13 protein-coding genes are annotated in these 16,233 nt (G+C 36.8%); 9 read left to right on the forward strand and 4 right to left on the reverse strand.

Annotation, left to right across the window (positions count from 1 at the left end; genetic code table 11):
- Positions 1–11 precede the first annotated feature (11 nt).
- Positions 12–521 (forward strand): YwhD family protein, encoded by a 510-nt coding sequence (locus CQZ94_RS20090; protein WP_002016357.1) that lies wholly within the window; start codon positions 12–14, stop codon positions 519–521.
- A 226-nt stretch (positions 522–747) separates the two neighbouring features.
- Here the strand turns inward: CQZ94_RS20090 and CQZ94_RS20095 are convergent, their stop codons facing one another.
- Together CQZ94_RS20095 and CQZ94_RS20100 are read right to left on the reverse strand one after the other, a co-directional pair.
- Positions 748–2,799, reverse strand: coding sequence for a transglycosylase domain-containing protein (locus CQZ94_RS20095; protein WP_105586782.1), 2,052 nt, complete (start codon positions 2,797–2,799; stop codon positions 748–750).
- A gap of 101 nt (positions 2,800–2,900) precedes the next feature.
- Positions 2,901–3,626, reverse strand: coding sequence for a glycerophosphodiester phosphodiesterase (locus CQZ94_RS20100; protein ID WP_105586783.1), 726 nt, complete (start codon positions 3,624–3,626; stop codon positions 2,901–2,903).
- A 152-nt stretch (positions 3,627–3,778) separates the two neighbouring features.
- Here CQZ94_RS20100 and CQZ94_RS20105 point away from each other — a divergent pair, with 152 nt between their 5' ends.
- The 4 genes from CQZ94_RS20105 (at position 3,779) to speB (ending at position 7,462) form a co-directional block, all read left to right on the forward strand.
- Positions 3,779–4,186: a MerR family transcriptional regulator gene (locus tag CQZ94_RS20105; RefSeq protein ID WP_105586784.1), complete on the forward strand. Its 408-nt coding sequence runs from the start codon at positions 3,779–3,781 to the stop codon at positions 4,184–4,186.
- A gap of 5 nt (positions 4,187–4,191) precedes the next feature.
- Positions 4,192–5,355, forward strand: a complete 1,164-nt coding sequence (locus CQZ94_RS20110; protein ID WP_105586785.1) for an MFS transporter — start codon at positions 4,192–4,194, stop codon at positions 5,353–5,355.
- 186 nt (positions 5,356–5,541) lie between these two features.
- A complete protein-coding gene (gene speE / locus CQZ94_RS20115) occupies positions 5,542–6,369 on the forward strand; it encodes a polyamine aminopropyltransferase (RefSeq protein WP_000424696.1) in 828 nt (275 codons plus the stop codon).
- Positions 6,370–6,589: 220 nt separating this feature from the next.
- Positions 6,590–7,462 carry an agmatinase gene (speB, locus tag CQZ94_RS20120; RefSeq protein WP_105586786.1) on the forward strand — a complete coding sequence of 291 codons (873 nt, stop codon included), beginning with the start codon at positions 6,590–6,592 and terminating at the stop codon, positions 7,460–7,462.
- 276 nt (positions 7,463–7,738) lie between these two features.
- Here the strand turns inward: speB and CQZ94_RS20125 are convergent, their stop codons facing one another.
- A complete protein-coding gene (locus tag CQZ94_RS20125) occupies positions 7,739–8,776 on the reverse strand; it encodes a PTS sugar transporter subunit IIC (RefSeq protein WP_002159743.1) in 1,038 nt (345 codons plus the stop codon).
- A 234-nt stretch (positions 8,777–9,010) separates the two neighbouring features.
- Between CQZ94_RS20125 and CQZ94_RS20130 the strand changes: the two genes are divergently transcribed.
- Positions 9,011–9,373 (forward strand): YxeA family protein, encoded by a 363-nt coding sequence (locus CQZ94_RS20130; protein WP_105586787.1) that lies wholly within the window; start codon positions 9,011–9,013, stop codon positions 9,371–9,373.
- A 24-nt stretch (positions 9,374–9,397) separates the two neighbouring features.
- Here the strand turns inward: CQZ94_RS20130 and CQZ94_RS20135 are convergent, their stop codons facing one another.
- Positions 9,398–10,438 carry a S66 family peptidase gene (locus CQZ94_RS20135; protein WP_105586788.1) on the reverse strand — a complete coding sequence of 347 codons (1,041 nt, stop codon included), beginning with the start codon at positions 10,436–10,438 and terminating at the stop codon, positions 9,398–9,400.
- A gap of 148 nt (positions 10,439–10,586) precedes the next feature.
- Between CQZ94_RS20135 and CQZ94_RS20140 the strand changes: the two genes are divergently transcribed.
- The 3 genes from CQZ94_RS20140 to CQZ94_RS20150 form a co-directional block, all read left to right on the forward strand.
- The gene (locus CQZ94_RS20140) at positions 10,587–11,024 is read left to right on the forward strand and encodes a YwiB family protein (protein WP_105586789.1); all 438 of its coding nucleotides are present in this window, start codon (positions 10,587–10,589) and stop codon (positions 11,022–11,024) included.
- On the forward strand, positions 11,024–12,694 hold the full coding sequence (argS, locus tag CQZ94_RS20145; RefSeq protein ID WP_105586790.1) for an arginine--tRNA ligase: 1,671 nt from the start codon (positions 11,024–11,026) through the stop codon (positions 12,692–12,694). The genes CQZ94_RS20140 and argS overlap by 1 nt, the downstream gene beginning before the upstream one ends.
- Positions 12,695–14,285: 1,591 nt before the next feature.
- Positions 14,286–16,233, forward strand: a 1,948-nt coding sequence (locus CQZ94_RS20150; protein WP_142395880.1) for a Cna B-type domain-containing protein, incomplete at its 3' end; no start/stop codon positions are given.

Consider the following 16,233-nt stretch of genomic DNA (forward strand, 5'->3'; position numbering starts at 1 on the left):
GGAATTTACATATGACAGAGAAAAAGAAAAAAATCGGTTTTAATATTGTAAAGAACGACTCAACAGATGGACATGGTGGGTTTGGTGTTGGGGCATTAAGCCTAGAAAATATTTCTCCTGTATTTGTTGATGTATTAGAGAAAACTGCGTTCGTTGATATCGGTGCGATGCATGCGCGTAGTACAGTAGAAAAAGGAATTAAGTTTTTAACAAATAAAGATGAAGTTCCAAACGGGAAACCGTTTTGGCTCGTTTGGGTAACAATTGAAAGAACACCAAACGGTGCTTATTACGCAGGTGCAACAGCCTGTGAAATGACAGTTGACCGTGAAATTCGCCGCGGATATAAATCACTTCCAGAGCATGTAAACAAAATGGATAAATCACTAAAGCGTCACATCATGATTGATCATATGGATGAATCATCTAAAAAAGTACTTGGTACATTCTTAAAAGAGCATAACGAAGCAATTTGGAACGAATCTAGTGAAGAATTGCGCCACGCATTATTAGGTGAATAAAAGAAAAGGATGTCTCATTAGTCGATTTTTGACTAGTGAGGCATCCTTTTTATTTTGTGAATAGGACCATGGAATATGAAAGTATATCAATGATTTTTAGAATATATCTAACGTAACTTGAAATATATCAACGATGTTTAAAATATATCTAACATAACTCAAAATATATCAATGATTCGACAAGGAATATCGATTTACCGACAAAGAATGACAATAGCCTTCTTTCTTACCACGGGAGATATTTCTTCCACCAACCCGTCTTTTTCTTCTCTTCACTAACCTTTTCAAACTCTTCTTTATCATCAACGTGATCCATACAATATTCAGTTGGCTCTGTGCCCTTTGCGAAATACATTTTCACAGAAATGGGACAATTTTTTGTAGCAATCTTACCGTTTTCAGGATTAACATCGACTGCAACAACATCTGTTGGTTGTTTGAATTCTTTTTTAGGCTGTCCATCTAATCCTTTTTCCATCGTATCGGTCCATATTTTTTTCGCGTATCCTTGTTCTGCTACGTTTGAAATGGACTTAGGTTGATCGTACCCAACCCAAACCCCTGTTACAAGTTGCGGGGTAAAGCCAATCATCCAACTATCAGTTTCTGTAGAACCAGACTTTCCAGCATATGTTCTTGATAGTTTTGATAACATTGATTGACCGGTCACAGCGGCATAACTGCTTAGTTTTTTATTAAACATACCTGCCATCATTTCTTCCATCACAAAAGCTTTGCTTTTATCGAGAACTTGTTTACTTTCTAGATGAGCGTCGTATAGCATATTTCCTTCATGATCAACGATGCGCCGTATAAAGATTGGTTTTACTTCTTTCCCGCCGTTTGCAAACATGCTATAAGCATTGACCATTTCAATTGGTTTTACAGGAGATGTGCCGAGAGCAAGAGACGGAACATCTTTTAAGGCGCTAGTAATACCGAATTGCTTCGCTGTTTTTGTAAGAATGTCTTCGCCTAAAAATAAATTCGTCTTCACAGCATATACGTTATCAGAAACGGCGAGTGCTTGTGCCATTGTCACAAAATCGTCTGCATAATAGTTTTTATAATTTTTCGGTTTATATTTGGAAACACCATCACCTAAAGTGAATACAGTGTATTCGCTTTTTAAGCGCGTAGCAGGGGTAAATCCTCGTTCTAAGGCTGCATAATATAGGAACGGCTTAAATGTAGAGCCGGGCTGACGAGCAGCTTGTGTAGCTCTGTTAAATTGACTCGTATTATAATCAGTTCCACCAACAAGGGCAGCCACTTCACCCGTTTTTGGATTCATAGAGACGAGGGCAGTTTGGATGTTTGTTGTTTCAGGTATATGATTTTTTACAGCTTGCTCTGCTACAGATTGTAATTTAGGGTCTAGCGTTGTATAAATACGTAAGCCACCTCGTTGTAAGGCTTGCTCATCTAATCCGATGTCACGAAGAAGAGAAGCTTGTACAGCATCTTGGAAATAAGGTGCAATTTCTGCAACTTTTTTCGTATCCAATGAGGCAAAAGTAAGTGTTTCCTTTTTTGCCGAGGTAGCTTGCTGTTTTGTAATATAACCTTGTTCTACCATCTCATCTAGTATGAGAGATTGACGCCCTTTAGCACGCTCTTCTTTTAAAAAGGGAGAGTAGAAGCTAGGTCCTTTCGGAATACCTGCGAGCATACTAGCTTCTGCTAATGTTAATTCTTTTGCAGTTTTATCGAAATACAGGCGAGAAGCAGCTTCGATTCCGTAAGCACCATGCCCGTAATAAATTGTATTTAAATATCCTTCTAAAATATGATTTTTATTATAATTCACTTCAAGACGAACGGTATACATTGCTTCTAATAGTTTACGCTTCCACGTTTTATCATGATCTAAGTATAGGTTACGAGCATACTGTTGTGTAATAGTACTAGCACCTTGTACTTTTGCCATTGCTTTTAAATCGGCAACAATGGCACCAGCAATGCGCTTCATATCAAAGCCGTGATGTTTGTAGAATCGTTGATCTTCAATAGATAGTGTCGCTTCTTTTACATAGGGAGAAATTTCATCGAGAGATACATTATAGCGTTTTTGCATTTCATTACTTTGTCCTATAACAGTGTCATCATTAGCGTAAAAGACACTCGTTTGCGGAACCGCAACAGGGGGAGGTCCCATAATTTTTGCAGCTATAATGATAATAAAAAAGGAAAAAACGAAAAAAAGAACACAAGAAAATATTACGGTGAAGAAAAGACGTTTATATTTTTTAAGTTTTGGATTCATAGTTTGATCCATCTTTTTCAGCCCCTCATTAATACAAGCATTATTGTATTAGTATTGAGGGTTTTCGTTTATTTTAAACAATGAAATTTCTAAAATAAAAAGAGCCCCTTCATTTAAGAAAGAAGCTCAAAAGCACGCGCTGGCCAATCGGTAATAATAACATCTACGCCATAATCAATCATAGTTTGTAAATCTTTATATTCATTAATGGTGTAAGGGCGAAAAACGTATCCTTGCCCTTGTGCTAATTGGATAAACTCTTTCGTTAATAATTGAAAGTTTGGATGTAATCCCGTTGCCCCACGTTTGTTTGCTTCAGCAATAGGATCTGCAAGTGGTGTATCGTACAAAATCGCTCTTGGAATTTCTGGAGCAATTTCTGCTAATAATGAAACGGAATCGTGGTTAAATGATGAAAATGCAATTTGATTGGATAGATGATATTCACGAACAAGAGCAACGACCTTTTCTTCAATATTTGGATAGTGAATAACATCTGTTTTTAACTCAATGTTAAGTTGTAAATTTGTTGTAGAGAGCCAAATAAATACTTCTCGTAACGTTGGGATTTTCGCCTCATGGAAAGAAGGGTCTTTATGGCTACCAGCATCTAGAGTTTGTAATTCCTCTACAGTTTTTTCAGAAACAAGTCCTATGCCATTTGTTGTACGATCGACGGTTTCGTCGTGAATTACGACAAGTTCACCATCTTTTGATAAATGGACATCAAGTTCAATTCCATGAGCACCAATGCGTTCGGCTTCTTGAAAGGCAATCATCGTATTCTCTGGATGTGTCCCTTTTACCCCGCGGTGAGCGAAAATAAGTGGTTTATTCATGTGAAAATCTCCTTATCATCTCTTTTTCTTCATTATGAAACTGCCTTGGAAAAAATACAATTGAATAGGACAAACATTTACAAAAGTCTAACAGTTGCATAAAAGTTAACGTTAACGTAAAATGTAATAATCAAGTGAAGGGAGGAATAAACATGTATAAAATCGATGAAGTAACAAAGCAAGTTGGTTTAACAAAGCGTACACTTCGTTATTATGAGGAAATTGGTTTAATTCATCCCCCAGAACGAAGTGAGGGAAACATTCGCCTGTATACAGATGAGGACATTGCAAGAATTAAAAAGATTGTGGAAGCGAAAGAAGTGCTAGGAATTACGCTTCAAGAAATGCAAAATTTCTTATCGTTAAAAGAAAGAATGGAACAAAGAAGAAATAGTGAAAATCCTCGTGACCGTGAAGTTATTCATGAGATTAAAGAGATGCTCGAAAAACAAGTGCAAACGTTAGACGAGAAAATGGAGCAAATGCAGCGCGTGAAGGCGGAGCTAGAGGATAGTTTAAGCCGGGCAGTTACATTTTTAGAGAATACAAAAGGAGAGTAATCAAAATGGAGAGCAAACAAAAATTAGGGAGATTGATTACAGTGGTGGCTACCTTCCTTGCCTTTTCGGGTATAGGGGTAGTCGATCCGATTTTACCAAGTATTGCTGAACAAATTGGTGCATCGCATTGGCAAGTCGAGATGTTATTTACAGCATATATTTTAACGATGGCAATTATGATGTTACCAGCTGGAATATTTGCATCAAGATTTGGTGATAAACGAATGATGACGATTGGTCTTGCGATTGTGACTGTATTTGCATTTATATGTGGTATATCGCAAACGATTGCTCAATTATCTCTTTTCCGCGCTGGGTGGGGATTAGGAAATGCGATGTTCTTCGCGACGGCGATGACATTATTAATTGCATTAAGTAAAGAAGTTCATGAAGCAGTAGGATTATATGAAGCAGCTATTGGTTTAGGGATGGCAGGTGGACCATTATTAGGCGGTATATTAGGTGGGCATTCTTGGCGTTACCCATTTTTTGCGACGAGTATTTTAATTTCCTTAGCATTTATTTTAGTTTTCTTTTTTGTAAAAGAACCGGAGCGAAAAGTGAAGCGTAAAGCAGCAGGCATGGGAGAATTACTTAACTTGGTGAAGTATAAACCGTTTATGCAAGGTGCCATTTCAGGGATGTTATACTACTACGGATTTTTTGTCGTTTTAGCATATTCACCACTTATTATGCACTTATCTGCTATTCAATTAGGTTTTGTATTTTGTGGATGGGGATTAGCGCTAGCTTACGGATCAGCAATTTTAGCACATAAGCTAGAAGGTAAATATGAACCGAAAACAGTGTTAAAGGGTAGCTTACTCGTATTTGCGATGTTATTAATTGCACTATTCTTGGTGAAAATTATGTGGTTACAAATCGTGTTAATTGTTCTATCTGGGTTAGCATCAGGATTAAATAATGCGTTATTTACAAGTTATGTAATGGATATTTCACCTTATGAAAGATCTGTTACATCAGGTGTTTATAACTTCGTTCGTTGGTTAGGAGGCGCGATTGCTCCAATTTTATCAGGAGTTATCGGTCATACAGTTTCGCCGCAAAGCCCGTTTTTAGTCGGTGGAATTGTTGTGTTAGTTGGTTGCGTTATGATCTTAATTCCGATTCGTAAACCGGTAGAAATAGAGACAAAAGCCCTTTCTTAAGAAAGGGTTTTCTTTCCTATTACAGAGCAAACCCTTTTTACATATATGTTAGAACCCTCTGACTAAAATATATTTTCGGTATTTTTGTACTTTTAACTATACTTTTTGGATGTTTTGTTTTATTTTTGTTAGGGGACATTAATGATGTCCCTATTATAAATTTGCATTGAAAGGCGTGATTGTACGATGGAACTATGGTTCACTGAAAAACAAACAAAACATTTTGGGATTACGGCGCGTATTAACCGCACATTACATACGGAGCAAACAGAATTCCAAAAACTTGATATGGTTGAAACGGAAGAGTTCGGAAACATGCTTATTTTAGACGGCATGGTTATGACAACAGAAAAGGACGAGTTCGTTTATCATGAAATGGTAGCGCACGTACCTTTATTTACACATCCAAACCCTGAAAACGTATTAGTTGTAGGTGGCGGCGATGGTGGTGTTATTCGTGAAGTGTTAAAACACCCAAGCGTGAAGAAAGCAACTCTTGTTGAAATCGATGGAAAAGTAATTGAGTACTCTAAGCAGTACTTACCATCAATTGCAGGTGCATTAGATAATGAGCGTGTAGAAGTAAAAGTAGGAGACGGTTTCCTACACATCGCAGAAAGTGAAAACGAATATGACGTAATTATGGTAGATTCTACTGAGCCAGTAGGCCCAGCAGTAAACTTATTTACAAAAGGCTTCTACGCTGGAATTTCAAAAGCGCTAAAAGAAGATGGTATTTTTGTTGCCCAAACGGACAACCCTTGGTTTACGCCAGAACTAATTACAACTGTATTTAAAGACGTAAAAGAGATCTTCCCAATTACTCGTCTATACACAGCAAACATTCCGACGTATCCAAGTGGACTTTGGACGTTCACAATCGGATCTAAAAAACATGATCCATTAGAAGTAAGTGAAGAACGTTTCCATGAAATCGAAACGAAATATTACACAAAAGAATTGCACAATGCAGCATTCGCACTACCGAAATTTGTTGGCGATTTAATTAAGTAAGAAAATCGAGGTTGAACAAATAAGGTGTAAGTAGTTCATTTAAGGTGTTTGTCCAGAAGGCTTGAACATGCTAGCTACTTACACTTCTGTAAAGAAAATCGTCTTCTTATCGTTAAAAAAGAAGACCCCGGTAAATCGAGAAAGAGGAGCTGTATGCTCCAAATTTGAGAAATAGTGAAAGGTTGGGATACCTTAAGTTCCACATAAGGAGGAAAAGAGTATGCGTTTTGATGAAGCTTATTCAGGTAAAGTATTTATTAAAAGTCATCCAAGTTTTGAAGAGTCAGAGGCAGTTATTTACGGGATGCCAATGGATTGGACAGTAAGTTACCGTCCAGGTTCTCGCTTCGGCCCTGCACGTATTCGTGAAGTATCGATTGGACTAGAGGAATACAGTCCATATTTAGATCGTGAACTAGAAGAAGTAAAGTATTTTGATGCGGGTGATATTCCATTACCATTTGGGAACCCACAGCGCAGCATAGACATGATTGAAGAATATGTAGCAAAACTATTAGATGCTGGTAAGTTTCCACTAGGTCTCGGCGGAGAGCACTTAGTGTCTTGGCCAATTTTTAAGGCAATGGCAAAAAAATATCCGGATTTAGCAATCATCCATATGGATGCTCATACTGATTTACGTGAGTCGTATGAGGGAGAGCCTTTATCGCACTCTACACCAATTCGTAAAGTGTGCGATTTAATTGGTCCGGAAAACGTATATTCTTTCGGTATTCGTTCTGGAATGAAGGAAGAATTCGAATGGGCAAAAGTAGTAGGCATGAACTTATATAAATTTGACGTATTAGAACCGTTAAAAGAAGTATTACCGAAACTTGCAGGACGCCCAGTCTATGTCACAATTGACATTGACGTATTAGACCCAGCTCACGCTCCTGGAACAGGAACATTAGAAGCTGGAGGTATCACATCTAAAGAACTATTAGAGTCCATCGTAGCAATTGCAAATTCAAATATAAAAGTAGTCGGAGCAGACTTAGTAGAAGTAGCTCCAGTCTACGATCATAGTGATCAAACACCAATCGCAGCAAGCAAATTCGTGCGGGAAATGCTGCTCGGTTGGGTAAAGTAAAAGTGAAGCCACCGATCATTCTAGCCGTTAGCTAGATAAAGTAAAAGCCCCTAGACGCGAACTAGGAGGCTTTTACTTTTGTCGTTATGTTTCGGTAAGTCGATATTCTTTGCCGAATCGCCGATATAATTCAAGTTGCGGTCGATATAATGAAAGTTATGTTCGATATATTTTAATTTGCGTCGACATATGCGGAGTTGTGTTCTATAAAATTTCACTTACCGCCACGCGACATAAAAAAGAGCTATTCTCAAACGATGAGAACAGCTCTTTTTCTTATGCAACGTTCTCTTCCGAAGTAATTCCGCGAATTTCATCAGCAGAACGGATTGGATATTTGCGGAACACAATGGAACCAACGTATCCAACAATAGTGGTAACGATTCCGCATAATACGGCAGCAATCGTTACTTTTATTACATCATTAAATCCGAACAATACGAGAAGTCCTGGAATTGGTGATGCTGTCCCTGGTGCATTATTAACGAGCTGGAATAGCGACGTAATAATACCGGCAAGCGCACCGCCAACAAAGTTTGTCATATAGATAGGAATTGGATTAGCTGAGACAACATCGGCTTGTGTTAACGGCTCGATTGCCACAGCGATTGTATCTTTCTTTGAACAGATTTTTAGTCGTTTAAAGAAAATGAAGTTCATTGGGGCAGAAGCTGCTACGGCAAGACTACCAATTGCCATTGGTAAACCAGTTAATCCAAGCATTGCAGTTAGTGCCATAGAACTTAGTGGAGATGTAGAAATAACTGTGATTAATCCACCAAGCATAATCCCCATAATGATAGGACTTTCTGTAGTTGCAACTGAAATCATAGAACCGATTTTACCGAGTGTTGCGTTAACGAGTGGATCCATAAGCATGGCCATTCCACGTGAAATTGGTGCGGCAATAAATAGAATTGCTAAAAATTCTACACCAGCTGGTAATTTCTTTTCAAGAAATTTCACGACGAAAGCACAAACGTATCCAGCGAAAAATCCTGGTAAAATACCGAACCCACTAGTAGCTATACCGATTAAAACAGCGTATACGGGCGAAACACCGATTGCTAATGCTACTAAAATCGCCGCTGCGACACCGCTCATACTACCAGAAGCTTCTCCTACTGATTGTAAAAAGTCATTATGAAACATTTCTCCACCGATATAACGGTGAAATGCTTCAATAAGAAAACTCGCGATTGCTGCATTAGCTAAAGCACCCATTGCTTTCATTCCGTAAGGAGCACGGTAACTAAAAAGTGTAAATAGACAGAGTACAACAAGTAATAGTGCTAAACCTTGCAAGATAGCCATTTGAAAACTGTCTCCTTTGATTTTTGTAATAAAAATTCGTATCATTCAATAATAATATAAAAGTTTGTTAAACGGAAAAACTTTTTGTCCGGAAATTGCTGTAAGGTGAAAAAGTCTTACAATAATGTAAGGGAAGTGTAAGACATTTCGATAGAGTATAGTATGCTTTTTTTCGTATAATACAGGTATAGACATACGGTTAGTGAGAAAGAAGTGCAAACAGGAGGCGCATGTATGAAATTGGTAATGAAAGTTTTAGCTGTCTTCGCCATTATTTTAGGTGGTACAGCATATTATTTACAATCAAAAACAGAAGGTGTTGATGCCTTTGTAGACAACTTCTTTTCGAATAAAGAAATACAAGACTATTATGCAGTTATAGATAAAGGCGAGAAAAAAGATGATGAATATTTATATACATTTAAAGGTTATACAGAAGATGGGAAACAGCAAGTCATTAAAAAGATGGTAAACCGCGAATTACACGCAGGTGCATTTATAAAGATTTATGCAAAAGGTATGCAAGGAAAGGGCTGGGCTGAAGTTCCGAAAGAATCCATCCCGCAGAAAGCATTGCAAAAAATAGAAAAAGTATAAAAGGAGCGAATCATTCGCTCCTTTTTAGTGCGTTAAAATTGTAACAGATGTGTTTTCTTTACTAGAAATAATTTGTGCACGTCCACCAATTGGAAAAGTAAAAATAGGAGTTGTATGACCGAAACTTGCATTTGCAATGATAGGGATATGTGTAAGTTCAGGCTTTGAAGCAATCATGTCTAGAATGTCTTCTATCGTACATTCTGCTCCTTTTTGCATTCTTCCTATAACGATGCCTTTTACATGTTCAAAGTCAGGTTGCTGCATAAGAGAATGTAAATATCGATCAAAAGTTTTAAGGGTAGCTTTTCCTGTTAAACTATCCTCTTCAAGAAATAAAATTTTGTCCTGTAAGTTAGGCATATATGGCGTGCCTTGCAGTAAATTAAATGTGCTCATATTACCACCAATAATATCTCCTGTAGCTTCTCCTTCTTGAATTGAAACATATCCTTTATTTTTAATAAATTCTCGATTTTCCTGATCAACATACCAAGAATCATCACTCCACGTTTCAGCCGGCAATATTTCAATAGGCTCATTAGCAGTTAAGCATTTTAAAAAGTAATCGGTCGTATAATCGAGGCCTTTCTCCATTCCAAATGAAGAGAAGTGGGGTCCTGAATATGTAACGATGCCTGTTTTTGTGTAAATGGCATTATTTAAAGCGGTAATATCAGAATAGCCACAGAAAAACTTCGGATTTTCTCGAATTAAATCATAATCGAGATGTTTCAATAAACCATTAGAATTGTACCCGCCAAGTGTCGTCAAAATTGCTTTTACATTAGGGTCTCTAAATGCTTCATGAAGATCTTGAACTCGTGAAGAACTAGAGGATGAAGAAAAGCGATCTATTTCTTCAGCATTTTTTGAGAATGTAACGTGAAAGCCCATATCGGTTAATCTTTTTGTAGCAAGCTCTCGGTTCGTATTTGAGACAATACTTAAACTACAAGATGGTGAAATAACTCTTATTTCATCACCTTTTTTTAATTTTGTTGGTAGCACCAAATTCACCCCTTGAAATGAAAGAATATTTAGATTTAAAAAACATTTTAACATATGAAATAAAGTGAAGGTGAATTATTTTTTGAAAAGGAGTTTTCCTGATTTTTCAGCAGACAGACAGAGTCTTTTTTTGATATGATAGGAAAAGTGATTTATTATAAGTAGTATTTAATATCTATAACATTTGAGAGGTGTGCAAGACGTGAAGAAACAACTTGCAGGCTTGCCGGTACACGTTCATTTCGTAACAGAAATCCGTGAAGGGGCGAGGAAGGAAACCGTTGCTTTTGAAGCAAATGGTCAATACTATGTAAAAGGTCAAGGTACATATATAACATTCCAAGAGCCGAACGAACAAGGCGAAGTGAAAACAATTATTAAAATTCAAGATGAACAAGTTCTCATTATGCGTTCAGGTGCTATTTCTATGCGTCAGACGCATGTGAAAGGTGAATGGACAACTGGTACGTATACGAGTGAACTTGGTACGTTTGCATTGCAAACGAAAACTGATAACGTTCTTTTTAAATGGTCGGATGAAAAGAAAAAAGGACAACTCTTCTTAACGTACGCATTGCTTCTAAGTGATCAAGAAGCTGGCAGATATACAATTACAATTAATTTGAAGGAGGCAAAATAATGAATTCTTTAGAACAAGTAAAAGGATTGATTAAAGAAGAAATTCAAGCTGCTGTATTAAAGGCAGAATTAGCGACAGAAGAACAAATTCCAAACGTTGTATTAGAATCTCCAAAAGATAAAACAAATGGTGACTTCTCTACAAATATGGCAATGCAACTTGCACGCGTTGCGAAAAAAGCACCTCGTATGATTGCAGAAGAATTAGTTGCAAACTTCGATAAAGCAAAAGCTTCTATTGAAAAAATTGAAATCGCTGGTCCTGGTTTCATTAACTTCTACATGGATAATAGCTACTTAACAGACTTAATCCCAACAATCGTCAACGCTGGTGAAGCATACGGTGAAACGAATACTGGTAAAGGTGAAAAAGTACAAATTGAGTTCGTATCTGCGAATCCAACAGGCGATCTTCACTTAGGACATGCACGTGGTGCGGCAGTAGGTGACACTTTATGTAACGTATTAGCAAAAGCAGGATACGATGTATCTCGTGAGTACTACATTAATGATGCTGGTAACCAAATTCATAACTTAGCTCTTTCTGTTGAAGCTCGTTACATGCAAGCTTTAGGTTTAGAAAAAGAAATGCCAGAAGACGGTTACCATGGTGCGGACATCATTGGAATCGGTAAACGTTTAGCAGAAGAGTTTGGCGATCGTTATGCAAAAGCTGATGCAGAAGAAAGCTATGACTTCTATCGTTCATACGGTTTGAAATATGAGTTAGCAAAACTTCAAAAAGACTTAGAAAGCTTCCGTGTTAACTTCGATGTGTGGTTCTCAGAAACATCATTATACAAAAACGGAAAAGTTGATCAGGCTCTTGCTGTATTAAAAGAACGTGAGGAAATCTTTGAAGAAGGCGGAGCAACTTGGTTCCGTTCAATGACTTACGGTGACGATAAAAACCGTGTATTAATTAAAAATGACGGTTCTTACACATACTTAACGCCAGATATCGCTTATCATCGTGATAAATTAGAGCGTGGTTTCGATAAGCTAATCAACATTTGGGGTGCTGACCACCACGGTTACATTCCTCGTATGAAAGCTGCTATTCAAGCGCTAGGTTACGATAAAGAAACACTTGAAGTAGAAATCATCCAAATGGTACAACTGTACCAAAATGGTGAAAAAATGAAAATGAGTAAGCGTACAGGTAAAGCAGTTACACTTCGTGAGCTTATGGAAGAAGTAGGCGTGGACGCAATGCGATACTTCTTCGCAATGCGTAGCGGTGATTCTCATTTAGACTTCGATATGGACTTAGCTGTATCAAAATCTAATGAAAACCCAGTATACTATGCACAATATGCACATGCTCGTGTATGTAGTATCCTTCGTCAAGGTGAAGAGTTAGGATTAGCTACAGGCGGAGACGTGAATTACAAACTTGTTACTTCAGAGAAAGAAGTAGAGTTACTGAAAAAACTTGGTGAATTCCCAGCTGTAGTTGCAGATGCAGCGCAAAAACGTCTACCACACCGCATTACAAGCTATGCATTTGAATTAGCAGCAGCATTACACAGCTTCTACAACGCAGAAAAAGTATTAAACCAAGATAACTTAGAATTAAGTAAAGCTCGTTACGAATTAATGAAAGCAGTACGCAATACACTTCAAAATGCATTAGCAATCGTAGGAGTATCTGCACCAGAAAAAATGTAATAAAGAAAAGATGTCTATTTTTGTTTAGAATTGATATACAAGTTGATATATAAACTTCTGATCAGTCTATAGACTGATCAGAAGTCAAAGAAAGAAGAGCACCGAAAAGTCGTGTGGCTTGATAAGGGGAAGTTGAAACAGAAAAAGAGATGGCAAAGCTATCTCTTTTTCTGTGCCAATTTTCTAATCTAAATACATGTGACAAATATATGTTATGGTGATGGAGTGAAAATAGTAAAATACCAATTAACTATTGATTTTTAGGAACGATTCTAGAATAATAGACTGTTGGGGGTAAGATTATCAAAAATCCATATATGTATTATTAGTTGGTGGAATGTTACTAGAAAATGGTGTGATTGTTGTAAAAAACATTGTTACAGCTATGCCAAATACTAAAAGAACAATTCATCTAACCAAGTATTTAAACAATTAGTAATTAATCTTGAAAACTTCCAACTTAGTCAAGAAACTAGGGGTGGTATGTTTATAATAGTACATATAGTACAATTAAAGGTTTCATGATTTGATAAAAAATAATGAAAGGATATAAATTTCTCGGTTTTGATATTATCATCATATATAAGCTCATTTTAATTCTTCGACATAGCCATGGAACCCATTAGGAAAAGGGTTTTTTCTCGACACTCATTTATATACTCCAAAAATGAAAAGGCTGAATTTCGTATTTCTATACGATTTACATGAAATCAGTTGACAATCATACTCTTTTTTAGTTACCCCCAAATTCGGTCCACTGTATTCAAATTTGGAGAATATGACTTTCATCTTGCATAGGCAAACAATACTTCATCCAGAGCGTTTTTAATTATATAATGCTGGCGGTGGAACGCTTCTTGTTCTACTTGTTTCGGTGTGTAGGTCGGCTGTGTAACTAAACACAAAAGGTTTTAACATATGGCCAATTTCACCGCAACTTATAATGGCAGAAAACGCATCTTCAATAACATCTTTTAGAATACGAGTATCCAAGTATGTTTCACAGTTCGAACTTTCCTCGGCTGATATGCTAATTTCGATTATAGATGGTACTTCTTGTTATTCTTTAGGAGGATACGTAAGGAAGTTGACCAAATGCATATTTACTGTGAAGTAGCTCTTCCATACTTGTCGACAATGAAACTTTTCATTTATAGAGCAAACGTTTGCACTTGGTATGAAGAAATTTCGGAAACTCTACGGCATAATAAGACAAATGACTGTCATGAGTTTTATCGTGAGTGCTTTTCGAATTATCTTCTTCTGACGTGAAGTTGTTCTAGGGTCTGTTCATGTGTATTTGTAATTTGAATTTCTTTATCAACATTTGTCCTGTATCTGTTTTTGTTAAACAGTATAGACCAGAAATACCATACTTTAGACATGTCGGAGAAATTAGATGAGTCTATATAAAAGTCAAACTTCAAGTTTCTAAGCAATAGAAGGGTTGAAAAAAGAGAAAAAGATGATAATAGCTATCAAAAATATTTAAGTAAAATAGCTTAATGACATTGAATAATAGAATCTTTGTCATAGTATGTTTGTACCAGGAGCTATCTGTTTTTAATTTTATAGGAGGATAACATAAAATATGTATTTAAAAAGAGTTACTTCAATTTTTTCGATTATAATGATTTTCATGTTTACTATAGGTCAGAGTCTTTTACCTATAGTAGCAAATGCACAAGAGTTAAACACAGCAGGACTTGTAGATAGTTTTCAGATTGGTAAAGCAAATCTAAGTACCACAGAATGGACTAAAGTAACTGTAAACTTCAGTGAAAAAGATGGACTTAGGCTGAAACCTGGAGACACACTAACATTAACACTGCCTCCAGAATTAAAAGGATTAGATAAAGAGTTTCCATTAGATGACTATGGTACTTGTAAAGTCACTGCAGGTACTGTGGTATGTACATTTAATGATAAACTGAGTACACATCAAAATATTAAGGGGTATTTAAACTTTTTTGTGGAAGCTGCTAATGTAGGAACGGATGAAAAGAAAGAGATTGAAACCAATTTCGGTACAAATGTAGATAAGCAATCTGTAACAATTACCGGCCCAAGCAGTGGTGGTACAGAGCCTGGAAAGCCACCGTTTTTTTATAAAACTGGTGATATGAACTCAGGCAAGGACAATGAAGTACGTTGGTTCTTGAATATAAACTTAAATAAAGAAGAGTTAAGTCGCGATATTGTTGTGACTGATAATTTACAGGAAGGTCAAACACTTAATAAGGATAGTTTCTATATAATTGTAGATGATTATCTAGGTCGTCGATCTTTAACGCTACAAGAGTTTGAAAAGAAAGGTTACGGAACGATTACCTTTACTGGTGACAGATCATTTAAAGTTGTGCTTAATAAGGATAAAGCACGTCTTGCTGCCTTTACGATTGGTTATACATCTACTATAACGGAAGCTGGGAAGAAGCAAGAGTTTTTTAAGAATGATTATACGATTGATTACCAAGTTCTAAACAAAGAACCAGTTACTGAATCGGGTACTCATCCAGTCGAAAATATGACAGCTAGCGGTGGTGCCGAAGGTAACGAGGTTCCAAAAGGAACGCTAAGAATTGTTAAGCATATTGAAGGGAATAAAGAAAAATTAATCCCAAATGTTTCGTTTAAATTGTATAAAGAGTCGGATGAACAAGTTGGAGATGTATATAAAACAGATGAAAAAGGGATAATTGAAATCCCTAATTTACAACCAGGTAAATATTATGTGCAAGAAGTTTCAGCTCCAGACTATGTTGATTTCGATCCTCAAGTAAAAGTAAGTTTCGAAGTTAAATCAGGATCTGTAAATGGAATTGAGTTACCAATTTCGAATAAGATGAAAACTACATCTGTTTCAGGAACGAAGACGTGGAAAGGCGATAATGCGAAAGATCGTCCGACGATGATTAAGGTAGACTTACTACAAAATGGTAAAGTGATTGCAACGCAAGAAGTAACAGAAGCAACAGGTTGGAAATATGAATTCAAAGATTTAGCGGCATATGATGCCGAAGGTAAGGCATACAAGTACGAAGTGAAAGAACAAGCAGTAGACGGATATCAAACAGAAGTAAAAGGTTATGACATCACGAATACAAAGGTTGGTCAAACAAAAGTAGAAGGATCGAAGATATGGAAGGACGGAAATGGTGAAGGACGTCCAAAAGCAATCAAAGTCGACCTACTACAAAATGGCAAGGTGATCGATACAAAAGAAGTGAGCGTAGCAAGCGAATGGAAATATGCGTTTACAGATTTAGCGGCATACGATGCCGAAGGTAAGGCATACAAGTATGAAGTGAAAGAACAAGCAGTAGACGGATATCAAACAGAAGTAAAAGGTTATGACATTACGAATACAAAGGTTGGTCAAACAAAAGTAGAAGGAACGAAAACGTGGAAGGATGATAATGCGAAAGATCGTCCGAATATGATTAAAGTAGACTTACTACAAAATGGCCAAGTAATCGCAACGCAAGAAGTAACAGCGGAAAAAGGTTGGAAGTATGAATTCAAAGATTTAGCGGCAT

Source organism: Bacillus sp. MYb209 (assembly GCF_002975175.1).
GTDB lineage: Bacteria > Bacillota > Bacilli > Bacillales > Bacillaceae_G > Bacillus_A.